This window comes from Tomitella biformata AHU 1821 (genome assembly GCF_000524475.1).
GTDB lineage: Bacteria > Actinomycetota > Actinomycetes > Mycobacteriales > Mycobacteriaceae > Tomitella > Tomitella biformata.
Map to the genome: position 1 here is coordinate 1 of NZ_BAVQ01000061.1, position 24,604 is coordinate 24,604.

The window sequence follows — 24,604 nt, forward strand, 5'->3', positions numbered from 1 at the left end:
CCCGATGACGAGGTGCATCAGATGGTCGAGCTCAACGCGCGGGCGTTGTTGAACTTCCCCCGCACCTAAACCCGAACGAGAGCTGGTGAGGCACGCCATGGAAGAGCAAATCGAACAGATCCCCCAGGATGACTGGGTCGACCAGGACCTGTTGACGCGAGAGCTGGCAAGCGAGTTGCTCGACGCGGAGATAGCCGCGGAGAAGGAGCGCTTGGCGACGCTCGGCGAGGCCTCGGACGACGTGTGGAGCGCCGCCGACCGCGAGCGCCGCCTCGCCGCCATGGTCACGGTCCGGGACCGTCACCGCACGCCGAATGCGCTGTGACGCCGTGACTTCCAACGCGAACCCCATCGCAGACACCGGCCGCCCGCTACCGCAGCCGACCCTCGCGAGCGCCGAGTTCTGGGCCTCGGGCGCGGACGGCATCCTGCGGATCGCCGAGTGCTCGGCGTGTGGGAAGAGATCGCACCCGCAGGCTGTGCTGTGCCCGGACTGCCACGGTCGCGAGCTGCCGCTGCGGCCGGTGTCCGGCAAGGCCGTCGTCGTGGGCCTGACGGTCAACTTCCAGCAATGGCTGCCGAACTTCCCCCCGCCCTACGTCGTGGCGATCGTGGCGCTGGTGGAGGATCCGGGGGTGCGCCTGACCACGAACATCGTCGGGTGCGAGCCCGCCGATGTCGCGGTCGGCACGCAGGTGCGGGTCGTGTTCGAGCAGGTCGAAGAGTCCATTTGGCTGCCGCTTTTCGAGATTGACCCCGACGCCGACGGCAAGCCCGGGGCCCTCCCCGAACCCGAGGACTATAAGTCCCGGCTCCGTGCCCCCGTCAGCAAGAAGCGGTTCGAGGACCAGGTCGCGATCAGCGGGGTCGGCCAGTCCAAGATCGGCCGCCGACTCATGGTGGATCCGCTCTCACTCACCGTTGACGCGTGCCTGGCGGCGGTCGCCGACGCCGGGCTGACGCTCGACGACATCGACGGGCTCTCCACCTACCCCGGCCGATCCGTCGGCGGCATGTCCGAGGGCGGGATCATGCCCGTCGAGCAGGCGCTGCGGATCAATCCGACCTGGGTCAACGCCGGCGCCGAGCTGCCCGGCCAGAACGGGTCGATCATCGCCGCGATGCTCGCGGTGTCCTCCGGCCTCTGCCGACACGTGCTGTGCTTCCGCACCGTGTGGGAGTCCTCCCACACGGAGCTCGTCCGCTCGGGCGAATGGGCCACCGGAAACGCCAGGGCCACAGACATGTTCGAGTTCAGGCACCCCTTCGGCGCGATGTCCGCAGCGAACTGGATCGCGTGCCAGGCCTCGCACTACTTCCACCGCTACGGCGACGCCAAGGAGGCGCTCGGCGCGATCGCGGTGAATACCCGCCACAACGCCTCCGCCAATCCGGAGGCCGTCTACCGCGACCCGATCACGATGGCGGACTACCTCAACGCCCGTCCGGTGTCGACGCCCTTCGGGCTCTACGACTGCGACGTGCCCGTCGACGGCGCGGTGGCCGTCATCGTCTCCGCGATCGACACCGTGGGGGACCTCCCCCACAAGCCAGTGTTCGTCGAGGCCGTCGGCACCCAGATGATGGAGCCCCTGTCCTGGGACCAAGGCACGCTCACCCACCTCCCCCAGTCCCTGGGCCCCAGCGCGCACCTGTGGAGCCGCACCGACCAGCGTCCAGAGGATGTCGACGTCGCGCTGCTCTACGACGGCTTCACCTTCAACGCCCTGTCCTGGCTGGAAGGCCTCGGCTTCTGCGAGCTCGGCGGCGCAAGCGATTTCATCGACGGCGGCCGCGGGATCGCGATCGATGGCCGGCTGCCCCTGAACCCGCACGGCGGCCAGCTCTCCGCGGGCCGCACCCACGGCTACGGATTCTTCCGGGAGGCCGTGCTGCAACTTCGCGGCCAAGCGCCCGGCCGGCAGGTCGCCGACCCCCGCCTCGCCGTGGTCAGCTCAGGCGGCGGGGTGCCCTCGGGCGCGATCCTGCTGCGGTCCGACTAGCACCGTCCCCACATCCCACGACCAACGACCAGGAGTTCCACAATGCAACGTCCGCTGGAGGGTATCCGCATCCTTGAGGTGGCCCAGTTCACCTTCGTCCCCGCCGCCGGCGCCGTCCTCGCGGACTGGGGCGCCGACATCGTCAAGGTCGAACACGCCGAGCACGGCGACGCCCAGCGCGGGCTGGTCCGCGTCCTCGGCCACGACGCCACCCGGCCCGGCTCCTCCTTCGCGCCGATCATGGACGGCCCCAACCGCAGCAAGCGCAGCATCGGCATCGACCTCGCCAACCCCGAGGCCCGCGCGGTGCTCGAGGAGCTCGTCCGCCGCAGCGACGTCTTCCTCACCAACTACCTCCCCAGCCCCCGGGCCAAGCTGGGCCTGACGCTCGAGGACATCCGGGCGATCAATCCGGACATCATCTACGTGACCGGCAACGGCTTCGGCAGCCAGGGCCCCGACGCCGACACCGGCGCCTTCGACGCCACCGGCTTCTGGGCCCGTGGCGGCAGCGCCGAGGGCCTGATGCCGCCGGATGCCGAGCACATGACCTTCATGCCCGCCGGCGCATACGGCGACAACATCGGCGGCATGACCATCGCCGGCGGGATCGCCGCGGCGATCGCCGGCCGCGAGCGCACCGGCGAGACCTCCGTCGTCGACGTCTCGCTGCTCGGCGTGGGAGCCTGGGCCACCCAGTTCACCGTCAACCTGGCCCTGTTCAACGGCGGCCCGCTGACCAAGGTGCGCAAGAAGTCCGCCGCGGTGGGCAACCCCCTGACCGGCTCCTACCGCACCTCCGACAACCGCTGGCTGCAGTTCTCCATGCTCCAGCCCACGCGGTACTGGAATGAGTTCGTGACCGCGCTCGGCCTCGACCACCTCGTCGGGGACACCCGGTTCCAGACGATGGCGGCCATCACCGAGCACAGCGAGGAGATCGGCGGCTGGTTCGCCGACGCGATCGCCGCGCGGACCTACGACGAGTGGACCGCCGTCCTCGCCAACCTCAGCGGCCCCTGGGCCCCGCTGCAGAACAGCTGGGAACTGGGCCATGACGAGGCGCTCATCGCCAATGGGCGGATCGTCGACGTCGTCGACGCGGACGGCGAGACCCAGAAGCTGGTCGCGAACCCGGTCAAGTTCGACGACGCCCCGGTGCAGATGACCCGCGCGCCCCTGTTCGCCGAGCACACCGACGACATCCTCCGCGAGATCGGCTTCGACGACGAGCAACTGCTCGGGCTCAAGATCGCCGGCGCCGTCACCTAGCCGCCCGGCCACCCCGACGCACCACCCAACCATCCCCGCCAGACGCCAGGAGCAGCCCAGCATGAGCAGTAGAGAAGCCGTCATCGTCGAGGCCGTCCGCACGCCGATCGGCAAGCGGAACGGCGCGCTGAAGGACATCCACCCCGTCGACCTCTCCGCCCTGGTGTTGCGCGAGCTGATCCAGCGGACCGGCGTGGACCCCGGCCTGGTCGACGACGTCATGTGGGGGTGCGTCACCCAGCTCGGGGACCAGTCCAGCAACGTCGCGCGCTTCGCCACCCTGGCGGCGGGCTGGCCGGAGAGCGTGCCGGCCGTGACCGTCAACCGCGCGTGCGGCTCCGGCCAGCAGGCCATCGAGTCGGCTGCGCACGCGGTCATGGCGGGTGCCTACGACATCGCCGTCGCCGGCGGCGTCGAGATGATGTCCCGAGTGCCGCTCGGCGCGGCCCGCGCCGCCGGATTCCCCTACGGCCAAACGGTTCTCGACCGCTACGGTGTGGACCAGCTGGACCAGGGCATCGGCGCGGAGATGGTCGCCCAGAAGTGGGGGCTGTCCCGGCAGCGGCTCGACGAGTTCGCCTCCCGCTCCCACCAGCTGGCGGCCGACGCCATCGACCGCGGAGCCTTCGACTCCCAGCTCGTGCCGGTCCACGCAGGCGACTCCCACCTCACCGTCGACGAGGGCCTGCGCCGTGGGACCTCCCCCGCAACCCTGGCCAAACTCAAGCCTTCCTTCCGCGAGGACGGGGTCATCCACGCGGGCAACGCCTCCCAGATCTCCGACGGCGCCTCGGCCGTCATGATCACCACCCCGGAGAAGGCTGCCGAACTCGGGCTCACCCCCATCGTCCGCCTCCTCGCCGGCTCGGTGGCCGGCGCGGACCCGGTGATGATGCTGACCGCGCCCATCCCCGCCACCCGCAAAGTGCTCGCCCGCACGGGTCTGCAGATCGGCGATATCGGGGCCATCGAGATCAACGAGGCCTTCGCGCCGGTCCCCCTGGCCTGGCAGCTCGAGCTCGGCGCCGACCTCGACCGGGTCAACCCGCTGGGCGGCGCCATCGCGGTGGGCCACCCCCTGGGCGCGACCGGCGGGATCCTGACGACCCGGCTGATCCACCACATGCGCGAGCAGGGCATCAAGTACGGGCTGCAGACGATCTGCGAGGGCGGCGGCACCGCCAACGCGACCATCTACGAGCTCATCGAGTGATCTAGCCCCACTGCCCGCCTGCCACCACCATTCTTGCCGCCACCACCCCGGCGGCGCGATGTCGAGCCGGCCCGACGGCCATCAACACCATCGGGCCGGCTCGACGAATCACACCCGCACCCACGACCGGAGGATCTCGTGCGCAGGACTCGCATCCATGGCGTAGCCGATCGGCAACCGCGGCGTCCAGGATCCCTCGCCCTCACGCCCGGGCTCAGCGACGAGGATCGAGCGGGCGTCGACCTGCGGATTCCCCGCCGCCTCCGCCAGGCTCAGCACCGGAGTCAGGCACGCGTCGGTATGCGCGGCCAGCGCCCCCCACTCGTCGCGGGTCCGGGTCAGGATGGCGGCCGCGATCTGCTCGCGGAGCGCGGGCCAGATGGCCGGATCCTCCCGTCCCACAACCGATGTGGGATCCAGTCCCAGCACGTCGACGAGCACGGCGAAGAACTGCGCCTCCAGGGCGCCGACGGCGACGAACTTGCCGTCGGCGCACGGGTAGACGTCGTAGTAGGGCGCGCCCGTGTCCAGGCGGTTGGTGCCCGGCTCGTCCGACCAGCGGCCGGTCGAGCGGTACTCGTGCAGCATCGAGGTCAGGTAGTTCGCGCCGTCGAGGATCGCGACGTCGAGCACGCTCCCCCGCCCCGTCCGGCCCCGCTCGAACACCGCCGCGAGGATCGCCGTGACAAGGTACATCGCGCCGCCGCCGAAGTCCCCGAGCAGGTTGGCCGGGGGCGTCGGCACCCCGCCGCTGCGGGTGGCCGAGTGCAGCGCGCCCGTCAGCGCGATGTAGTTGATGTCATGCCCGGCGGTCTGCGCGAGGGGACCGTCCTGGCCCCACCCGGTCATCCGGGCGTAGACCAGTCGGTCATTGACCGCCTCCAGGTCCGCCGGCCCCAGGCCCAGCCGCTCCATCACGCCCGGGCGGAAGCCCTCGACCAGCACATCGGCCGCCGCCACCGCCTCGCGCACCTGTCGGATCGCATCCGGGTCCTTGAGGTCGACCTCCAGGGTCGACCGGTTGCGCACCAGCGCCGGCAGGCCCGAGCCCGGGCGGCGCAGGGTCAGCACCTCGGCCCCGAGATCGGCCAGCAGCATGCACCCGAATGGAGCCGGGCCCAGGCCGAGGAACTCGACCACCCGAAGACCGCTCAATGGAGTATTGTCACTCATTCTTTTCCATCCTTTTCGTCAGATAATCCACTCTCCCGAGTGAACTCCGATAACTCCATTTCAGACAGTCCTTGTTCCATCTAATTGAACGCCCGAAGATCGCGGAGGAAATGAATGCCACAACCATTTTACGACAACGACCACGATCAGTTCCGCGAGATCGTCCGAGAATTTGTGCGGCGCGAGGTCGCGCCGAATCTCGATCGCTGGGAGGAGGAGGGCGCCACCGGCCGGGAGGTGTGGAAGTCGGCCGGCGCGCACGGCATCCTCGGCATCCGGATCGCCGAGGAGTTCGGCGGCGGCGGCATGACGGACTACCGGTACCGCTGCGTCATCCAGGAGGAGCTCGCCGCCGTCGGCGCGGCCTCCCTCGCCTCCGGGTTCTCCATCAACGAGGACATCGTCGCCTCCTATCTGACGACGTTCGGCACCGATGAGCAGAAACGCGAGTGGCTGCCCCAGATGGCCAACGGCACCGTCGTCGCCTCGATCGCGATGTCGGAGCCGGCCGCTGGCAGCGACCTGCGCGGGATGAAGACCACCGCGGTCCGCGACGGGGGCGACTGGGTCATCAACGGCTCCAAGACATTCATCACCAGTGGGTTCTCCTCCGACGTGGTGCTCGTCGCCGCGCGCACCGGCGAGGTCGAGGGCCGCCCGCAGCTCTCGCTGATCCTGGTGCCCACCACCGCCGAGGGCTTCATGCGCGGGCGCAAGCTGCGCAAGCTGGGCCTGCACGCCCAGGACACCGCGGAGATCGCCTTCGAGAACCTGCGGGTGCCGGCGGCGAACCTCGTCGGGCAGGAGGGTCGCGGATTCCACCACCTGACGGCGCAGCTCCCCCTCGAGCGCCTGTCCATCGCTTGGCGCGCCCTGTGCGCGGCCGCGGCGGCGCTGGACTGGACCTGCAGCTACACCGCCGAGCGGAAGGCCTTCGGCCAGCGCATCATCGACTTCCAGAACACCCGCTTCAAGCTCGCGGAGATGTCCACCGAGATCGATATCACCCGGACCTTCCTCGAGGAGTCCATCCTGTCCTATAACGAGGGCTCCTTCGACGTCACGCTCGGGGCCAAGGCCAAGTGGTGGACCACCGAGCTGCAGAACCGGGTCGTCAACGCCTGCCTGCAACTGCACGGCGGCTACGGCTACATGGACGAGTACCCCATCTCCCGCGCCTACGCGGACGCCCGCGTGCAGACCATCGTCGGCGGCACCACGGAGATCATGAAGGAGATCATCGGCCGCGATCTCGCGGCCAAATACTCCTCGTGACCCGCCGGTCCGCCGCACCTCCACCCCCACAGAGAGACTGAACCATGCAGTTGCAGGACAACATCTTCCTGGTCACCGGCGGGGCCTCCGGCCTCGGTGAGGCCACCGCCACTGCGCTCGTCGACGCCGGCGCGCGCGTGGTCCTCGCCGATCTCGCCAGCTCCGACGGCGCGGCCACAGCCGCCCGCCTCGGCGGCGCCGCCGCCTTCGTCGCCATCGACATCACCGACGAGTCCTCGTTCGACGCCGCCCTCGACGCGGCCGAGTCGCACGGCCCGCTGCGCGGCGTAGTGCACTGCGCCGGCCGCGGCGGCGACCGCCTGCGCATCCTCGACAAGGAGGGACACCCGGGCGACCTGGACAGCTTCCGCAATGTCCTCGAGATCAACCTGATCGGGACCTACAACGTCCTGCGGCACGTCGCGGCCCGGATGGCGCGCAACGAGCCGATCGACGGGGAGCGCGGCGCCGTCGTGCTCACCGCGTCGGTGGCGGCGTTCGACGGGCAGATCGGCCAGACCTCCTACACCGCGTCCAAGGCCGCCGTGCACGGGATGACCCTCGTCGCCGCGCGGGACCTCGCGAGCTTCGGCATCCGGGTCAACACCATCGCCCCGGGCCTGTTCGACACCCCGATGCTTGCCCGCCTGCGCACCGATATCCGGGAGGGCCTCTCCGCGGGGGTCCCCTTCCCCAAGCGCCTGGGCCGCCCGGAGGACTACGCCGGGATGGCGCTAACACTGCTGCAGAACTCCTACGCCAACGGTGAGACGATCCGTCTCGACGGCGCGATCCGGATGGCACCGCGATAGAGCCCTTCCACGCACATGAGGCCAATCGCCCGAGGGAGTAGCGCACCGCGCTGCTCCCTCGGGCGATTTCGTAACCGCCGCCACCTCAGACTCGGTCTCTACGCCCCAAATGCGAATATCAATTTCCCTGCACCTCCTTTCCATTCAACGGAAAAGCCATCGGACGTGCCCCAATAATACGATTACGGTCTCCGTCTACCGCAGAGCACACGGCTGACGATTTCGCCAACACCTGAAGATGGGATTAATTTTCGATGCCAGGTTGGGATTACACTACTGATTTACTCCTCGTGGGCAGCGGCGGAGGAATGGTCGGCGCACTCCGGGCCAAGGCGCTCGGAAAAGATGCGATCGTTATCGAGAAAACGGACATGGTAGGCGGCTCCACCGGAATGTCGGGAGGAGTTGTGTGGATCCCGAATAATCCGCTAATGGCGCGCGAGGGGGTGCCGGATTCCTTCGACGAGGCCCTCACCTACTTCGACACCGTCGTCGGCCCAGCCGCTGACAGCAGCCCCGCGTCTTCCACCGCCCGGCGGAAGACATATTTGCACCGGGGCATTGACATGTTCGCCTTCCTCGAGACCGAGGGCATTCAGTTCAGGCGCTGTGAGGGCTACAGCGACTACTACTCCGGCGTGCGCGGTGTCGAGGGCGGCAGCGCGCGGTCCCGCTCTATCGAGGCCGTCGTGTTCGACACCAATCGCCTGGGCACCTGGGCGGCGCACCTTCGGCCGCCCGTCGCTGGCTGGATGAACATGTACACCGGCGAGGCGAAGAGCGTCTCAAACCTGCGCACGGCCAAGGGGATGACCGCCATGACCCGGGTCCTCGCCCGCACCGCGTCCGGCCGCGTGCGGGGAAAGCGATATGTCACCAACGGTGCCGCACTTGTCGCACATCTGCTCTCCGCCCTGCTCAAGCGTGACATCCCAGTCTGGATCAACACCACCCTCGTGGACCTGGTCGTCGAGGAGGGCCGTGTCGTGGGCGCAGTGCTCGAGAGGGACGGGCGCACGGTGCGCGTGCGTGCCCGCGACGGCGTGCTCCTCGCCGCAGGCGGGTTCTCGCGGAACCCCGAGATGCGCGCGGAGTTCTCGGCGAATCAGCCCGGTCGACCGGAGTGGTCCAGCGCCAATCCCGGGGACACCGGCGAGGTGATCCGCATCGCGATGGCCCACGGAGCCGCCACCGACATGATGGATGAGGCCTGGTGGATCCCGTCGTGGATCACGCCGAGCGGCAAGCCCGCCATGACCATCAGCGAGCGCAGCAAGCCGGGTTCGATCATGGTGGACTCCGGCGGCAACAGGTTCACCAATGAGGCGGCTGCCTACCAGGAGACCGGCCAGCAGATGTTTGCCCGCGAGCTCACTGCGGGCGGGGCCATCCCGTCCTGGTTGATCATCGACTCCTACCATCGGTCGCGCTACACGTTCGGCTTCGCGCCGCCCGGAAAATTCCCCAAGGAACTGCTCGACAGCGGCACCATCAAGCAGAGCGACACCCTCGAGGGTCTAGCCGAGATGTGCGGCATTGACGCAGAAACTCTGTGCAAGAACGTGTCTCGCTTCAACGGGTTCGCAGTGACCGGCATCGACGAGGACTTCCATCGGGGCGAGGGCGACCACGAGCGGTACCAGGGGGACATCACCCACAAGCCGAACCCCTCCCTCGGGCCGATCGCGCGAGCCCCCTTCTACGCCGTGCAGATGTACCCCGGCGACATCGGCACCAATGGCGGCTTACTGTGCGATGAGAACGCACGGGTTTTGACCGACGCGGGCGAGCCCATCCCCGGTCTCTATGCCGCGGGCAATTGCACGGCCTCCGTCATGGGCCGCAAGTACCTCGGCGCGGGCGCGACGATTGGTCCCTCCGCGATCTTCGCCTATGTCGCGGCGAACCACGCCGCCGCGGAGTAGCCCCCGCCCGTAGAGAGCCCCACAGCAAAAGGCCCTGCCCCGACGATTGTCGGGGGCAGGGACCTTTAATCTGGGGCCGTCACCCCCGGGTCATGTCGATGACGATCTTTCCGGTGGTGCGTCGCTCGGCCATTCTGGTCAGCGCCAGCGGCACCTCATCGAGCGTGTACGTCTCCGAGACAAACGGTTTCATGCCCTCGCCCACGAGCCGCTCGATCTCCCTGCGCCCATCCTCGACCGCCGCCGGCAGATGGTTCGCGAGGGTCCGGATCTCGAAGCCGCGCAGGATCGCGCCCTTGAGCAGGACGAGGTTCATCGGGATCTTCGGGATCTCGCCCTGCGCGAAGCCGACGCAGACGTAGCGCCCGCCCCAGGCGATCGCCCGAATCGCCAGCTCGGAGTAGGTGCCGCCCACGGGGTCGATGATGACATCCGCGCCGCGGCCGGTGATCTCCTTGATCCGCACCTTGAGGTTCTCGTCGTCATAGGCGATGGTCGCCACCGCCCCCAACGCGCGGCATGCCTCGGCGCGTTCCGGCGTGGACACTGCGGCGATGACCTTCGCGCCGAGGCGGGTGGCCACGTCGATGCAGGCGGTGCCCACGCCGCCGGCCGCGCCCAAGACCACCACCCAGTCCCCGGGCTGGACCGCTCCGAACGTCACCAGGGAGTGGTACGCGGTGCGGTAGGTGACGTTGAACGCCGCGGCGTGGACCATGTCCAGGCCCGCCGGGCTCGGCGACAGCGCGGTCTGCGGCACGGCGATCTTCTCCGCGAACGCGCCGCCGAAGGCCGTGCCCATCACCGCATCGCCCGGGGCCCAGTCCGTGACCTCGGCACCGACGCCGACGATGCGGCCCGCGAACTCGCTGCCGGTGGTGTACGGCGTCGGCACCGTCACCTGGTACTTATCCGCGGCGATGAGCACGTCCGGGTAGTTGACGGACGCCGCCTCGATCGCCACGAGGACCTCCGCGGGGCCCGCGACCGGATCGGGGATCTCGCGGATCACGATCCGGTCGGGATCGCCGTGTGTCTCGCATCGTGCTGCCCGCATGGCAGGTCCTTTCCTGACAGGTGACTATCGTGGTGTTTGGGATAGTGCAGGTCGGCGCTGGTTTACCTGACCATGAGGGAGCCGCCGTCGACGGCGAAGATCTGCCCGGTCATGAAACGCGAGCCCTCGCCCGCGATGAACTCCAGCACCGGCACCAGGTCCTCGACCTTCCCGAGCTTGCCGCCCAGTGGGATCAGGGTGGTCAGGTGCTGGTCGTGCGCCGCCAACTGCTCGGAGGTCATCGACGCCCGGGTCTTCTCGTACATCGGGGTGCGGATTGCGGGCGCGATCGCGTTGACCGTGATCCCGTGCTTCGCCCACTCGACCGCCACCGTCCGGGTCCAGCCCAGGACGGCACCCTTGCTCGCCGCGTACGCGGCCTTACCAGGCAGGCCCTTCGCACCCGCGGCGGAGGCGAAGTTAATGATCCGGCCGCCGCGCTCCCGCAGGTGCTCGAATGCCGCCTGGTTCGTCAGGAAGGTCCCGGTGGCGTTGACGGCCATCGTGCTCTCCCACATCGACATCGGTGTGGACTCCGCCGGTGAACTCGGGGCAATGCCCGCGGCATGGATCAGCACGTCCAGCCCGCCGAGAGCGCGCACGCCCTCGGCGAACGCCCGGTCCACAGAGTCCTTGTCCGTCACATCGCAGCGGAGGAAGGCCGCGCCGGCCGCCGCGGCGACCCGCTCGCCCTCCGGCTCGGTGATGTCGAGCGAGAGGACCTGCGCGTCGGAGTCGCTGAGAGCCGCTACGAGCGCGGCGCCCATCCCGCTGGCCCCGCCGGTGATGACGACGCGCCGCCCGCTCATTGCCTGGCCACCCAATTTAGTACAAGCCGCCGTCGACGCGGATCAGGGAGGACGTGGTGTAGCTCGACGCCGGGCTGGCCAGGTACAGGGCGGTGGTGATGATCTCCTCGGGACGGCCGGGGCGGCCGATCGCGCTCTGGGTGGTGTGGCGCTTCTCCTCGGCCCAGGCCTTGGAGATGTCGGTCAGGAAGGGACCCGCGGAGATCGTGTTGACCCGTACCTTGGGGCCGTACTCCCGCGCGAAGACGCCGGTCAGCGTATTCAGCGCGGCCTTGGCTCCCGCGTAGGGGCCGAACCGCGGCTGCGGGAAAATCGCCCCCGAGGAGGAGATATTGATGATCGAGCCGCCGTCGCCTGCTGCCATCCGCTCGCCGATAAGCGAGGACAGGTGGAATGGGCCCTTGAAGTTGACGCCGATGACCTTGTCGAACAGCTCCTCGCTGGTCTCCGCCGAGGAGGGGGCCAGCGGGGACATGCCGGCGTTGTTGACCAGCACGTCGACCCGGCCGAAGACCTCATAGGCCTTGTCCACCAGCGCGTCGATCTGGTCCCACTTGCCGACGTGGCAGCTCACGGCGAGGGCCTTGCGTCCCAGCGCCTCGACTTCGCGGGCGACCTCCTCGCAGGCCTCCGCCTTGCGGCTGGTGATCACGACGTCGGCGCCGGCGGCGGCGAAGGCCAGCACCATCTCGCGGCCCAGCCCGCGGCTGCCGCCGGTGACGAGGGCGACCTTGCCCTCGAGGGAGAAGTGATTGTTGCTCATACGATCTCGTGCTCCTTGAGGATGGCGGCGTGCTTGACCTTCGCCGCGGCAAGTCGGGTGGGGATGTGCTCGGTCGGGAAGAGCTCGGAGGTCGGTTCGTAGTTCGCCAGGACCCCGCGGGCGACGGCGACCTTGTGCACCTCAGTCGGCCCGTCGGCCAGGCCCATCGAGATGACGCCGGTCCACCAGATGTGTAGCGGCGTCTCGATCGTGGAGCCGAGAGAGCCGTGGATCTGGATCGCCCGGTGGATTATGTCGTGGTAGACCTTGGCCATCGCGACCTTGCACATCGCGATGTGGGTGCGCGCCGCGCCGTGCGGCTGATTGTCGATGATCCAGGCTGTCTTCATCACGAGCAGCCGGTACATCTCGAGCTCGATCGCCGAGTCCGCGATGAACTGCTGCACCAGCTGCTTCTTGGCGAGGACCTCGCCCTGGGTGCGCCGCGAGAGCACGCGCTCGCCCATCATGTCCAGCGCGCGTTGGCATTTGCCGACGGTGCGCATGGCGTGGTGGACGCGGCCGCCGCCGAGTCGCGCCTGCGCCACCTCGAAGCCCTGGCCCGGGCCGCCCAAGATCGCGTCAGCCGGGAGCCGGACGTCGTTGTAGCGGATGTAGGCGTGGGTGCCTTCGTCGAGCTCGTCGCGGTCCCCCATGACGGAAACGTTGCGGACGATCTCGATGCCCGGGGTCTCGGTGGGCACCACGAACATCGACATCCGCCGGTACGGCGTCGCCTCGGGGTCCGTCACGGCCATGACGATGAGGAAGGACGCGTAGCGGGCGTTCGAGGAGAACCACTTCTCGCCGCTGATCACCCACTCCTCGCCCTCACGGCGCGCTGCGCAGACGAACTCCTTCGGGTCCGAGCCGGCCTGCGGTTCCGTCATCGAGAAGGAGGAGACGATGTCGCCGTCGAGCAGCGGTTGCAGGTACTTCGCCTTCTGCTCATCCGTGCCGAACATCGCGAGGATCTCCGCGTTGCCGGTGTCCGGTGCCGCGGTGCCGAAAACGGTGGGGGCCCACATGGACCGGCCCAGCACCTCGTTGAGCAGCGCCAGCTTGAGCTGACCGTAGCCCTGGCCGCCCAGCTCGGGGCCTAGGTGACAGGCCCACAGCCCCTGCTCCTTCACCCGGTCCCGCAGCGGCCCCAGGATGGCTCGGGCGGCCTTGTTGTCCATGTTGTACGGCTGCCCGAGATGGGGGAAGAGCAGGTCGAGGGGTTCACATTCCTCGCGGACGAACTGCGCCGCCCAGTCGAGCTTCTCCTGAAACTCAGGATCGGTCTGAAAATTCCACATCGCTTTGAGTCCTTTGCTGATTCGCGTGCCGCGCCAGGGCGACACGCACCGGTATTCGCGTAGTTCAGTGTTCGGCGAGCGCACCCAGGCAGAACCGCAGCAGGTGCGCTCGGTCCGCGGCGGTGGGCGACTGGCCCGATTCCAAATAGCTGGTCGTCAGGCCCAGCACCAGGGTCTGGATGAAGGTCGCGTTGCGCCCCGGCTCCGGCACCTCGGCCTGGGCGAGCACCCCGCAGAGGACCTCGCTGAGACGGGCATGCCCGATCGGCTTGATCTCGCTCTTCGTGCGGGCGATCTGGCCCATGTTCCAGATGATCACCCGGCTCAGCTCGGACAGCTCCGGGTCCTCGATCTGCGCGAGGACGCCGTCGATCCAGGCCGCCAGGCGAGCCTCGAGCCCGACCTGCTTGAAGACGCGGTGCGCCAGGTACGCGTGGATGTTCAGCAGGCCCTGCTCATAGGTCGCCACGATGACGTCGTCCCGGCTCCGAAAGTGCCGGTAAAAGGCCTGGTTCGACATTTCCGCCGCGCGCACGATCTCCGCGATCTTGGGCGGCTCCGTGCACCCCTTGCCCAGCATCACCGCCTCGGCCGAGCGAATCAGAAGCTGCACCTCCTCGTCGTAGGAGGCCTGCCTGCGGGGCTTGGCGGCCCGGCGGAGTTGCCCGCCGCCCGCGATCACCGCCGGGGACTCCTCGACGTGTCCTGCTGGCTCTGACATGGCACCTGCTCTCGCTCAAGATCCTGGACTCGGGGCCGGGGCTACCGCGCCCCTCAGCGCCCGATCAGCGAGAGCGCCTCCGTCAACAGGCCCGGCAGCGCGGGCTCCATCTTGAGAAAGGCCGGGCTCAGCCCGCCGGTCTTGCGCCCCCGCTTGATCAGGAGCGCCGTCGCCGCCGCTTCCTTGTAGCGGGTGAGCGCGTGGAACCAGTCGATGTCCACCACCTCGTGGCCCAGCGTCTGCTCGTAGAGCCGCACCACCTCGGCGATGGTCGGCGTGCCGCAGGGCTCCTCCGACACTGCGGCGGGATGCCCCGCCTCGTCCGTGAAGTAGGCCAGCCATGTGAGGTCCACGCGGGGGTCGCCCACCGACCAGATCTCCCAGTCGATCAGCGCCGTCACCGCATCCCCCTCGCACAGGGTGTTGCCCAGGCGGTAGTCCCCGTGGTTGACCACCGGCCGTGCCGGGGCGGGCATCGTCGCGTGCAGCGCCTCCGCGCAGCCCAGGTAGTCGCCCCGAAGGTCGTCGGGAACGGTCTCGAAGGCCCTGGTCCACCGGTCGATCTCCGCGCCCAGCGACACCACAGGCTCCGCCCCCAGGCCGATATCGGCGGGGTCGACGGCGTGCAGGTGCGCGAGCATCCTCGTGGCGGACTCGTACCGCGCCCGCGTTTGCGCCCGCGTCTCGTCGTCCCGCGGGCGGTCGGCGGAGAGCAGCGGCTCGACGCACTCGCCGGCGAGCATCTGCATCGCCACGAAGGGCGGCGAGCCCGCGTCCTCGAAGTAGACGGCCGGCGCGGCGACCCCGGCCGCCCCCTGCAGCGCCTGCATCACGCGGCCCTGCCGGATGACGTCCCGGTTGCGCACCGGCGCGAGCCCGGGGGGCGCCACCTTGAGCACGACAGGCTCCGCGATGGCTCCGCCTGTGACATCCGCGACGAAGGTCAGGCTCGATGTGCCGCCCGTCAGCGGCCGCACATTGGCGATCTCGAGGCCCGGCTGCCAGGCGCTGCTGGCCCGCGCCGCGCGGACGCTCAGATCCGCCAGAAGCTCAGCGTGCTTGGATTCCGTCGTCATGAAAGATCCTTAGGCTCAAGACAATTCAAAGTGAGTTTGTAAGTCTGAGAACAGCATTCTGAGATCGACACCGAGAAACAAGGGCTGCGGCTCACTCTGCGGAACGGCCCTGGTCCCGCGCCGTCAGCCGCGCCTGCCAACGCTCGAGGACAGCGCGGTCCACGCCCCGCTCGAGCACCCACTGCGCCGCTCCCCCGCGCGACTCGGTGAGCCGCTCCACGATCGGCTCTATCGCCGCGGCCGGCGCGCGCATGTACTCCTCGGGCAGGGGCGGCGACTGCGCGGTGCGCACGCCGACGCTGAGCCACCGGTCATGCAGGGCGGGCAACGTCTCGTCGCTGCGGACGTAGTCCGCCACCACCGCGTCCGACCGCACCCCCGCGGCGAGGAGCAGCACGGCGACGGCGACGCCCGTGCGGTCCTTGCCTGCAGTGCAGTGCAGCAGCACCGGGCCAGCCGGCCGTGTCACGTGGTCGAGGAGCGCGGGAGCCCACGCGTCGGCGCCGTCGAGCATGCGCAGGTATACCGCCGGCAGGTCTCGCGGCTGCGCGTCGGGGGCGGCCGCGGAGTGGACCGGCAGATGGTGCGAATCCGTGCCTGCGGGCCACACGAAGGGGAACCTCACGCGCTCGCGGGCGCCACGCAGGTCGAGGATGCTGGCCGGGGGCCACGCCGCGAGCTCGGGCACCGCGCGATCGCCGGGGTAGGGGGCGTCGGCGCGGTAGAGGACGCCGTCGGCCGTGACGCCGCCGCCAACCAGGGGCAGCCCGCCCACGTCCCGCAGGTTCGCGAGCCCCTGCGGCCGCCCGGTCACGCCGCCGGCTCCGCGGCGGCCGCGGGCTCGGGCCGATAGGCCGTGCCCAGCAAGATCCCCGCGCCCGCGAGGCCGCCGAGCACCGCGATGAGGCCGCCCGCCCAGCCCGCCAGCACCGAGTCGCCGAAGAAGAGGTGGTCCAGGCTCGCCGCGCCCGGGCCGGCGATCGCCACGACGGCGGCCCCGGTGGCGAGCACCAGGTTGTACTCCCAGCCGTCGCCCGCGATGAAGAAGCCCTTGCCGCGGTGCACAGTCCAGGCCGCGACGAACATGAGTGCGACGAAGCCCGCGGCGGCGAAGGGGGTCAGCAGGCCCAGCGCGAGGGCCAGGCCCGCGGCGACCTCGGTGGCGGCGGCCAGCCACGCGTGCACCAGCCCCGGCCGCATCCCGATGCTCTCGAACCACCGCGCGGTGCCCGGGATCCGCCCGCCGCGGCAGAGCTTCCCGTAGCCGTGCGCGGCCATGGTCAGCCCCAGGCACACCCGCAGGATCAATAGTCCGGTGTCGATCGAATCCACGCCCACTCCATCTGTCTCCGCGGCGGCGACGGACTCCGCTGGGTGTCGCCGCAGTCGATAGACAAATGTTACCTCGATAACTAAGTTAGAGACAAGCATTGGTCCGCGGGCCTCCCCGCGACCGCCCCTCCGCACCCGCGGCACAGCGAAAGGCATCCCAAATGGACCTCACCCACGCGTCCGCCGCCGTCACCGGCGGCGCCTCCGGCCTCGGCCGCGCCACCGCAGAGGCCTTCGTGGCCCGCGGCGTCCCCACCGTGATCATCGACCTGCCCTCCTCCGACGGCGAGGCCGTCGCGCGCGAGCTCGGCGAGCTGGTCACCTTCATGCCCGCCGACGTCCGCGATCCGGCGGCCGTGGACGCCGCACTGGCCGCGGCGGAGGACAAGGCCCCCCTGCGCGCCGTCGTGCACTGCGCGGGCCGGGGCGGCAAGGTGCGGATCGTTGAGAAGGACGGGACCCCAGGCAGTTTGGAGCTCTATCAGGAGGTCGTCAGCACCAACCTCGTCGGCACCTTCAACGTCCTGCGCCTCGCGGCCGCGCGGATGGTCAAGAACGACACCGTCGACGGCGAGCGCGGCGTGGTCATCATGACCGCTTCCGTGGCGGCCTTCGAGGGGCAGATCGGCCAGGCCGCGTACTCCTCGTCCAAGGCCGGCGTCGCGGGGCTGACCATCGTGGCGGCGCGGGACCTGGCCCGCAAGTTCGTCCGCGTCGTGACCATCGCCCCCGGCACCTTCGAGACGCCCATCCTCGGCGGGCTGTCCGAGAAGGTGCGGGACTCCCTCGCCGCGCAGGTCCCCCACCCCTCGCGGCTGGGGGCGCCGGCCGAGTACGCCAAGCTCGCGCTCGCCATCGTCGACAACGCCATGATCAATGGCGAGACCATCCGCATCGACGGCGCCATCCGCATGGGCCCGGTCTAAGGCCTGGCCCGCTCGCCGCTCTGGCCGCGGCGGGCGGGGCTCATAAGCTCTCGGCCCGGGCGGCGTCCAGCATCGCCTGGGGATCGACGAACTTCACGCGGGCTCGACCTAGTGCACGGCCCGCGTCCCGCTCTGCGCGGTCGACCCGCGTCCAGTCCGCGAAGTCCAGTGTCTCGGGCTGGCGCTGCGCGATCAACGCGGCCAACTCCGCCGCGTCGCCCTCCACCACTCCGAGCCCACCGGCAAGATGGTCTTGCATCAGCAGTCCCAGGGTGTCCTCTGCGCACTTCTTGTTGGTCCCGATGACCCCGGACGGCCCCCGCTTGATCCACCCCGTGACGTACACGCCGGGCAGGACCTCGCCGGTGGCCGGATCCACGACTCGCCCATCGACATTCGGCACGATTCCGAGGTCGGCGTCGAACGGCAGCCCCGGTTGGGCTGTCCCGCTATAGCCGACGGATCGGAGCACCAAGGAGGTGTCAATCGTCTCGGAGTCGGCCGTGGCCACGGCAGTGCAGGATCCATGCCCGTCGGGCTCGAGCCGGTTGCGGACGATATCGATGGACGCGACCCGGTCTGCGCCGTTGATGCGGGTGGGCGATTGCAGGTAGCGCAGCACCAGTCGCTTGGGATTGCCCGAGCTGGCCCGACCAGCAACCTCCTGCCCGAACCGGACCTTGAAGCCGACGGAGGACTCGGTGTCGGGATCGTCGAGAATCGATTGCATCACCTCGTCGGACTTCACCTCGTCGCCGTCGATGACCACGTCCACTCCGGGCAGGCCACACAGTGCGATCATCTCCGGATTCGTATAGCCAGCCTGGGCGATCCCCCGGCGGCCGATCACCACAACCTCGCGGATGTTGCTGTCCCGCAATGCTTCCAGCGCGTGCGGGGCGATGTCCGAGGCCGTCAGCTCCGCGGGGTCCAGCAACAGGATCCGGGCGACGTCCAGCGCGACATTGCCGTTCCCGATGATGACGGCGCGCTCGCCCGACAGGTCGAAGGTGCGGTGGGTGTGCTCGGGATGGCCGTTGTACCAGGCGACGAACTCGGTGGCCGCGTGGCTGCCGGGCAGGTCTTCGCCGGCAATCCCGAGCGTCCGGTCCGCGGACGCCCCCACCGCGTAGATCACGGCGTGGTGGTGCGCCATCAACTCCTCGTGGCTCACGTGCACGCCGACCTCGACGCCGAGTGTCAGCTCGAAAGCGGCGGAGCGTTCGAGCGATGCGAACTGGCTCGTCACCGCCTTCGTCGTCTGATGGTCCGGTGCCACCCCGAACCGCACCAAGCCGTACGGCGTGTAGAGCCGCTCGTACATCCGAACTCGCGGCCCCCGCAGGTCCACCAGCCCCATAGCGGCGTAGAGCGCGGATGGCCCGGACCCCACAATCGCCACCCGCAGACCTGAAAGGTCCTCGCCCCGTGCGGGATTGCTCCTGAAGTCCGGGATCGCGTCGTCCATGGGGTGCACGCGGAAGTAGTCCGCGTTCAGCTCCAGATACGGCTCGTCCTCGGCCTCCAGCTCATAGTCGGGCTTGATCGCGAGGACGGGGCACACCTCGACGCAGGCACCGCAGTCGATGCACGCCTCGGGGTCGATATGCAGCATCTCGGTGCGCATGAACGGTGCCTCGGCCGGGGTCGGATGGATGCAGTCGACCGGGCAGACCGCGACGCAGGAGGCATCGTTGCAACAGGGTTGGGTGATGACGTATGTCATTAGATTTCTCCGTACTTGGCAACGAGGGGCCTCGTCGCTCTGGAAGTCACACCGGGGCATGCCAGTTGAGCGCTGGCATCCCGTCATAGCAATGTCCCGGCAGGGGGGAAACTCGAATCGAGTACCACCCCGCCGGGACATTGCGTGGGCTCAACCGTCGACAGCGACCTTATTCACAGCCAGTGGCTCTGCCAGCCGCTGGTCGTCGATGATCTGCTGCGCGCGCTCGACGGTCTCTGTGAAACTCGGCCCCTGACGCGTACCCGGGGTGAACGTGGCCGGCAGGTTCACCAGTCCGTTGATCTGCCCGATGGACTCGTAGTAATTGGTGTTGTCCAAATCGACCACAAAGTCGGGCATGCGGTCGAGCACCGCGGCGATCATCCTCTTGAAGAGGACTCGCGCCACGTTCGAGCCGATGCACCGGTGGATACCCAGGCCGAAGGACGTGTGCCGGTTTCCGCTGCGGTCGAAGTCGATCTCGTTCGGGTTTGGGAACACCGACGGGGATCGGTTGGCCATGGCCCACGAGAGCCAGAGCCGCTCACCCTCCTTGAACTGCACGCCGTTGATCTCGACGTCCTTGCTGAAGGTGCGGCCATCACCCTGGGCCGGCGTGAAGTACCGGAGGAACTCCTCCGTCGCCGGGTCCAGGAGGGTGTCGATCTCATCGCACAGCCGGGCCCGCGCCGCGGGGTTGGCCGACAACCAGCCGAGCGAGTGGCCGGTGAGCGCCGTGGTGGTGTCGAACCCGCCGCCGACCAACAGCATCGCCGTGGCCGTGACCTGCTGGTCAGTGAGCGGCTTCCCCGCAACCGTCGTCTTGACCAGCGCGTCCATCAGGCCCGGACGCGGATTCTCCCGCACCTGCGGCACCGCGGCCGTGAGCGCGGCCCGGCTCTCATTGGCCATCTCGACCACTCGTCCGATGTCGGGAGAGTGCGGCGGGGTGTACATCAGCGCATGGGCCGGCTCGTTGTGGATCTCCCAATCTGTGAGCGGCAGGCCCAGCATGCCCATCGTCACGATCGCGGGCACAATGTTGGCCAGCTCCTGGACGAGGTCGATGCTGCCGCTCTCGATGTTCTCGTCGATGCAGGCCCTGATCAGATCGTCGATAACCGGGACCCACCGGGCGACCGCGGCGGGAGACATGTACGGATTGAGGGTCTTGCGATAGTCCGTCTGTTCCGGCGGATCCAGCTCGAGGAAGGACGGCGTGGCGTACGGGCCATAGTCATAGGCGGGGATGCTGATGCCCTGATAGCCGTTGACCGAGCCGTCATGGTCCCGGAAATTGGTTACCGCGTCGGACCTGCGGGCGATGGCGAAAAGCTCGTCAATCCCACTGGCCACCCAGTGGCCGCCATAGGATTCGCTCCACGCGATCGGGCACGTGGCGTGGAGTTCCTGTGTCTTCTCAACGAACTCCTCACGGAACTCCGGATTATGCCGGTCATACGAGACTGGACATTTCCGCAGGTCCTCGACCTGGTTGGCGTCATCGGTTGTCATTGTCACTCCAAGGCTTTCGTGGCGCTTATGCGCGGCGCCAAAGGTGGGGTACGAACAACTGCTCAGGTAGCGGAAACCTCGCGGATCGCGCGCTCTGGGCACGTGACGATCGCCTCACGGGCCGAGTCCTCGAGCTCGACGGGCACCTCGCCGCCGTTCATCGCGTAGCTGTGGCCGTCCTCGTCCCGCAGCGCGAAGACTTTGGGTGCCACCATCGCGCACATCGTGTGCCCCTGGCAGAGGTCCTGGTCTACTTCGACCTTCATCGTGTTCTCTCCTTCAAAGGTTGGCCGAGCCTTAGACGTGGAAGGACTGCATCTTCAGGTAGCCGCCCGCGTCCACCCGCATCTGCGTGCCCGTCACATACCGCGCCTCGTCCGAGGCCAGGTACAGCACCGCATTGCTGATATCGACCGGCTCCACCCACGGAATCGGCATCGCCTGCTGCACATGGAACGCCCCCTTTGCGTCCTCGAGCGTCGGATTCTCCAAATCCGGGCGGAAAATCTGGTACATCGAGTCGGACTGCAGCATCGCGGTGTTGCAGTTCGTCGGATGCACCACGTTCGCCCGGATCATCTGCGCCGAAAGCACCCGGGCGAGCTCATGGATGTACTGCGAGATCATCATCTTCGCCACCGTGTAGCCGGCACCGCCGGGATCCGCGCCTGGGTTCTCCACAATGTCGTTCTGCATGAACGCCGCCGTGGAGCCCGTCGCGATGATCGACGCCCCCGCGGTCAGGTGCGGCAGCGCCGCGTGGATCGCGTTCTGCGCGCCCATCAGGTTCACGCCGATCACATCGAGCCAGCCCTGCATGTTCGGGCCGCCCAGGATCGGCATGATCCCCGCGTTCGCGACGACGATGTCGAGCTTGCCGAACGCCTCGATACCCTGATCGATGGCCGCGGACATCTGCGCTATCTCCCGCACATCGGCCTCGACGGTGACGATCCGCCGGCCGGTCGCCTCGACCAGGCGGGCGGTCTCCTTCAGGTCCTCCGGACGTGAGAGGGGGTACTTGTTCGACTCGATATCGCGGCACAGGTCCACCGCGATGATGTCCGCGCCCTCCTCCGCGAGGCGGACCGCGTGGCTGCGACCCTGCCCGCGTGCCGCGCCGGTGATGAATGCGACCTTGCCTTCAACTCTGCCCATCATATGCTCCTCAACGCTAGAAAAAACCGGTGGAAATACGTAGGTGTGGCCGGTGTCAGAACTGTTAAGCGGGACGGGCCACTGTCTTGATCTCGAGGAACTCCGCGATCCCCTCGGTGCCCCACTCGCGCCCGATGCCGCTTTGCTTGTAGCCGCCGAACGGCGCGGTCTGGTGGTTCCACATCTGGTCGTTGACCTGAATGGAGCTGGCCCGCATGCCGTTTGCCACGCGTGTGGCCCGCTCGAGGTCCGCGCTCCACACGCCCCCGGCGAGCCCGAAGATCGTGTTGTTGGAGATCCGGATCGCATCTGCATCGTCGTCGAACGGCAGGATGGCCAGGATCGGCCCGAAGACCTCCTCCTGCGCGACGGGGGACATGGAGTCGATATCCGTGACGATCGTCGGCTCGACCCAGTAGCCCGTCTCATATCGGTCGCTGGCGTTGCCGCCGAGCAGGACGCGGCCGGTCTGCTTCGCGATCTCGTAGTAGCGCAGCACCGCGTCGTACTGGCGCTTGTTGGCCAGCGGCCCCATGTAGTTGCCGATGTCGGTGGGATCTCCCCACGGGATCTGGCTCATCGCCGCGACGGCGATCTCCTCCGCCTCCTTCAACCGCCAGCGGGGCACCAGCAGTCGCGAGTAGATGGCGCAGCCCTGGCCGGCGTGGCTGGCGGTGGTCGCGCACACGAAGGGGATGGCGGCGGCGAAGTCCGCGTCGTCGAGCAGGATTGCCGAGGACTTTCCGCCGAGCTCCAGGGCCAGCCGCTTCACCGTCGGGGCGGCGGCGGCCATGATGCGGCGGCCGGTGGCGGTCGAGCCGGTGAACGTGATGACATCGACCTCAGGGTGGGTGGTCAGCAGCGCCGCGACCTCGTTGTCGTCGGTGGTGACGATATTGACCACACCGGCAGGGATATCGGTGTGCTCGAGCACAATCCGGCCGATCACCAAGGTGTTCCAGGGGGTGTCCGGCGCGGGCTTGAGGACCACCGTGCAACCGGCGGCCAGCGCGGTGGCAAGTTTGCCAATCGCCAAGAAGTAGGGATAGTTCCAGGGGGTGATGGCCGCGACAACGCCGGCGGCCTCCCGCCGGATGATGCGGTGGGCGGCCTCGTCCCCGGCGATCGGGGTGATCACGGACTCGAACTCATAGGTCTCGAGCAGGTCGATGTAGTGGCTGATCATCTTGGTCGTGTTGTCGAGCATGGTGTCGTAGGTCAGGGCGAGCGGCGAGCCCGCCTCGGCGACCAGGATGGGCCGGAGCTCCTCAGCGTGCTTGAGCAGCCCCTCCTGCAGCTGGATCAGGCACTGGCGGCGAAACGCGTGATCGGTGGACCAGGTGGTGGTCTCGAACGCGCGGCGCGCGGCGAGGATCGCCCGCTCGATATCTCCGCTGGTCGCCTTCGGCGCGGTGCCGATGACCTGCTCGTTGGCGGGGTTGATGTTGTCGTAGACGCCGCCGTCGCCGGCGGCAACCAGCTCTCCGTCGATCAGCATGCGGAGTTCAGAGTTGCTCATTTGCCACTTCCCTTGAATATTGGACCGACACTGTCGCCGCGACCGAGTCGCAATCGACCTGGATCAGTTCTGATGGACGGGCGAGGCGATTAGCGCAGCGCCCAAGACCGAAATTCCTGCGGGGCTATCGAGCACGTCCCGCAGCACGCCGAGGTCCGCGCCCAGGTCCGACGCCACACGCCGCACCGCCGCGACGTCCTTGCCGAGGAACTCCCCGACGGTGTTCGCGAAAATCTCACTCGAGCCAATGCGCTCGATCATCCCGAGAGCCCGACTGTCAGAACTCCCGTGCCGCAACGACTTCAACAAATCCTGCTCGGCAATGCCCAGGTCGACGGCCACCCTCGCCGTCTCCCCGACCAGTGCGACGTTGGCCGCGAAGAGGGCGTTGTTGAGCAGTTTCACCACCTGGCCGGAGCCGGTGCCGCCCACATGCAGCAGCGGCTCGGCGTAGCAGCCCAGGATGTGCCGGACTCGGTCCACCGCCGCCTGGTCGCCGCCGACGAAGACCGTGATCTCGCCCGCTGCGATCTCATCCGGGCCGCCGCTGACCGTCGCATCCACTACGGCCACCCTGCGGGGTGCCGCGAGCTCCGCCAATTTCCTTGCGGTGCTGGGACTTCCGGTCGTGTGGAGCACCAGGACGGAGCCGGGCTCCATGGCCTCGAGCAAGCCCTCGCCCCGCGCCACCTCCCAGACCTGCTCGTCGGAGAACACGCACACCATGACGGCATCGGCACCAGCGGCAACGGCCTTGACCGACGCCACCGGGGTCGCGCCGTCAGCGAGGAGTCCCGCCAACACGGAATCCGAGCGGCCGGCGACCTGGACCTCATGTCCGCCCGCAACCAGGCGGCGGACCATTGGCTGACCCATCCGGCCTGCGCCGACAAATCCAACTTTCACCCTGTGCTCCATCCTGGTGACTGTCGATGCGCCCATTCCCAGCGGCCCATCTTTCCGCGGCCCCACCCATGGAGACCGCTGGCACAATAATCATGCTAACGAGAGCTTGATCACACAGTATA

Annotated in this window: 23 protein-coding genes; 8 read left to right on the forward strand and 15 right to left on the reverse strand. The window is 68.5% G+C overall.

What is annotated here, in order from left to right; translation table 11 throughout:
* Positions 1-97: 97 nt before the first annotated feature.
* The 4 genes from TBIF_RS15000 (at position 98) to TBIF_RS15015 (ending at position 4,488) form a co-directional block, all read left to right on the forward strand.
* Positions 98-325: a hypothetical protein gene (locus TBIF_RS15000; protein ID WP_024795589.1), complete on the forward strand. Its 228-nt coding sequence runs from the start codon at positions 98-100 to the stop codon at positions 323-325.
* Positions 315-2,003: a thiolase C-terminal domain-containing protein gene (locus TBIF_RS15005; protein WP_051461572.1), complete on the forward strand. Its 1,689-nt coding sequence runs from the start codon at positions 315-317 to the stop codon at positions 2,001-2,003. Before TBIF_RS15000 ends, TBIF_RS15005 begins: the two co-directional genes overlap by 11 nt.
* Before the next feature lie 42 nt (positions 2,004-2,045).
* Positions 2,046-3,275, forward strand: coding sequence for a CaiB/BaiF CoA transferase family protein (locus TBIF_RS15010; protein ID WP_024795591.1), 1,230 nt, complete (start codon positions 2,046-2,048; stop codon positions 3,273-3,275).
* A gap of 61 nt (positions 3,276-3,336) precedes the next feature.
* Positions 3,337-4,488 (forward strand): thiolase family protein, encoded by a 1,152-nt coding sequence (locus tag TBIF_RS15015; protein ID WP_024795592.1) that lies wholly within the window; start codon positions 3,337-3,339, stop codon positions 4,486-4,488.
* A 108-nt stretch (positions 4,489-4,596) separates the two neighbouring features.
* Here the strand turns inward: TBIF_RS15015 and TBIF_RS15020 are convergent, their stop codons facing one another.
* Entirely contained in the window at positions 4,597-5,661 is a 1,065-nt protein-coding gene (locus TBIF_RS15020) for a CaiB/BaiF CoA transferase family protein (protein ID WP_024795593.1), read from the reverse strand.
* Between the two features lie 114 nt (positions 5,662-5,775).
* Here TBIF_RS15020 and TBIF_RS15025 point away from each other — a divergent pair, with 114 nt between their 5' ends.
* From TBIF_RS15025 to TBIF_RS15035, 3 genes are all read left to right on the forward strand, one after another.
* A complete protein-coding gene (locus tag TBIF_RS15025; protein ID WP_024795594.1) occupies positions 5,776-6,936 on the forward strand; it encodes an acyl-CoA dehydrogenase family protein in 1,161 nt (386 codons plus the stop codon).
* A gap of 44 nt (positions 6,937-6,980) precedes the next feature.
* On the forward strand, positions 6,981-7,748 hold the full coding sequence (locus TBIF_RS15030) for an SDR family NAD(P)-dependent oxidoreductase (protein ID WP_024795595.1): 768 nt from the start codon (positions 6,981-6,983) through the stop codon (positions 7,746-7,748).
* Between the two features lie 254 nt (positions 7,749-8,002).
* Positions 8,003-9,673: an FAD-binding protein gene (locus TBIF_RS15035; protein ID WP_024795596.1), complete on the forward strand. Its 1,671-nt coding sequence runs from the start codon at positions 8,003-8,005 to the stop codon at positions 9,671-9,673.
* A gap of 79 nt (positions 9,674-9,752) precedes the next feature.
* Here the strand turns inward: TBIF_RS15035 and TBIF_RS15040 are convergent, their stop codons facing one another.
* From TBIF_RS15040 to TBIF_RS15075, 8 genes are all read right to left on the reverse strand, one after another.
* Positions 9,753-10,730 (reverse strand): NADPH:quinone oxidoreductase family protein, encoded by a 978-nt coding sequence (locus tag TBIF_RS15040; RefSeq protein WP_024795597.1) that lies wholly within the window; start codon positions 10,728-10,730, stop codon positions 9,753-9,755.
* A gap of 62 nt (positions 10,731-10,792) precedes the next feature.
* On the reverse strand, positions 10,793-11,539 hold the full coding sequence (locus TBIF_RS15045; RefSeq protein WP_038171447.1) for an SDR family NAD(P)-dependent oxidoreductase: 747 nt from the start codon (positions 11,537-11,539) through the stop codon (positions 10,793-10,795).
* Between the two features lie 16 nt (positions 11,540-11,555).
* Positions 11,556-12,302 carry an SDR family NAD(P)-dependent oxidoreductase gene (locus TBIF_RS15050; protein WP_024795599.1) on the reverse strand — a complete coding sequence of 249 codons (747 nt, stop codon included), beginning with the start codon at positions 12,300-12,302 and terminating at the stop codon, positions 11,556-11,558.
* Positions 12,299-13,603 carry an acyl-CoA dehydrogenase family protein gene (locus TBIF_RS15055; protein WP_024795600.1) on the reverse strand — a complete coding sequence of 435 codons (1,305 nt, stop codon included), beginning with the start codon at positions 13,601-13,603 and terminating at the stop codon, positions 12,299-12,301. The genes TBIF_RS15050 and TBIF_RS15055 overlap by 4 nt, the downstream gene beginning before the upstream one ends.
* Before the next feature lie 64 nt (positions 13,604-13,667).
* A complete protein-coding gene (locus TBIF_RS24560) occupies positions 13,668-14,324 on the reverse strand; it encodes a TetR/AcrR family transcriptional regulator (RefSeq protein WP_084611724.1) in 657 nt (218 codons plus the stop codon).
* Positions 14,325-14,377: 53 nt separating this feature from the next.
* Positions 14,378-15,400: a phosphotransferase family protein gene (locus tag TBIF_RS15065; RefSeq protein WP_024795602.1), complete on the reverse strand. Its 1,023-nt coding sequence runs from the start codon at positions 15,398-15,400 to the stop codon at positions 14,378-14,380.
* A gap of 91 nt (positions 15,401-15,491) precedes the next feature.
* Positions 15,492-16,214 carry a tyrosine-protein phosphatase gene (locus TBIF_RS15070; RefSeq protein ID WP_024795603.1) on the reverse strand — a complete coding sequence of 241 codons (723 nt, stop codon included), beginning with the start codon at positions 16,212-16,214 and terminating at the stop codon, positions 15,492-15,494.
* A complete protein-coding gene (locus tag TBIF_RS15075; RefSeq protein ID WP_024795604.1) occupies positions 16,211-16,732 on the reverse strand; it encodes a DoxX family protein in 522 nt (173 codons plus the stop codon). The genes TBIF_RS15070 and TBIF_RS15075 overlap by 4 nt, the downstream gene beginning before the upstream one ends.
* A 161-nt stretch (positions 16,733-16,893) precedes the next feature.
* On the opposite strand from TBIF_RS15075, the gene TBIF_RS15080 reads away from it, so the two are divergent.
* On the forward strand, positions 16,894-17,658 hold the full coding sequence (locus tag TBIF_RS15080; RefSeq protein WP_024795605.1) for an SDR family NAD(P)-dependent oxidoreductase: 765 nt from the start codon (positions 16,894-16,896) through the stop codon (positions 17,656-17,658).
* 40 nt (positions 17,659-17,698) lie between these two features.
* Here the strand turns inward: TBIF_RS15080 and TBIF_RS15085 are convergent, their stop codons facing one another.
* The 6 genes from TBIF_RS15085 to TBIF_RS15110 all read right to left on the reverse strand — a co-directional run bounded on the left by TBIF_RS15085 (position 17,699) and on the right by TBIF_RS15110 (position 24,482).
* Positions 17,699-19,384, reverse strand: coding sequence for an FAD-dependent oxidoreductase (locus TBIF_RS15085; RefSeq protein WP_024795606.1), 1,686 nt, complete (start codon positions 19,382-19,384; stop codon positions 17,699-17,701).
* A 150-nt stretch (positions 19,385-19,534) separates the two neighbouring features.
* Positions 19,535-20,899 (reverse strand): cytochrome P450, encoded by a 1,365-nt coding sequence (locus TBIF_RS15090; protein ID WP_024795607.1) that lies wholly within the window; start codon positions 20,897-20,899, stop codon positions 19,535-19,537.
* A gap of 62 nt (positions 20,900-20,961) precedes the next feature.
* Positions 20,962-21,165 carry a ferredoxin gene (locus TBIF_RS15095; RefSeq protein ID WP_024795608.1) on the reverse strand — a complete coding sequence of 68 codons (204 nt, stop codon included), beginning with the start codon at positions 21,163-21,165 and terminating at the stop codon, positions 20,962-20,964.
* Positions 21,166-21,196: 31 nt separating this feature from the next.
* Entirely contained in the window at positions 21,197-22,057 is an 861-nt protein-coding gene (locus TBIF_RS15100) for a mycofactocin-coupled SDR family oxidoreductase (protein WP_024795609.1), read from the reverse strand.
* Between the two features lie 64 nt (positions 22,058-22,121).
* On the reverse strand, positions 22,122-23,576 hold the full coding sequence (locus TBIF_RS15105; RefSeq protein ID WP_024795610.1) for an aldehyde dehydrogenase family protein: 1,455 nt from the start codon (positions 23,574-23,576) through the stop codon (positions 22,122-22,124).
* Between the two features lie 63 nt (positions 23,577-23,639).
* Positions 23,640-24,482 carry an NAD(P)-dependent oxidoreductase gene (locus TBIF_RS15110; RefSeq protein WP_024795611.1) on the reverse strand — a complete coding sequence of 281 codons (843 nt, stop codon included), beginning with the start codon at positions 24,480-24,482 and terminating at the stop codon, positions 23,640-23,642.
* Positions 24,483-24,604: the final 122 nt, after the last annotated feature.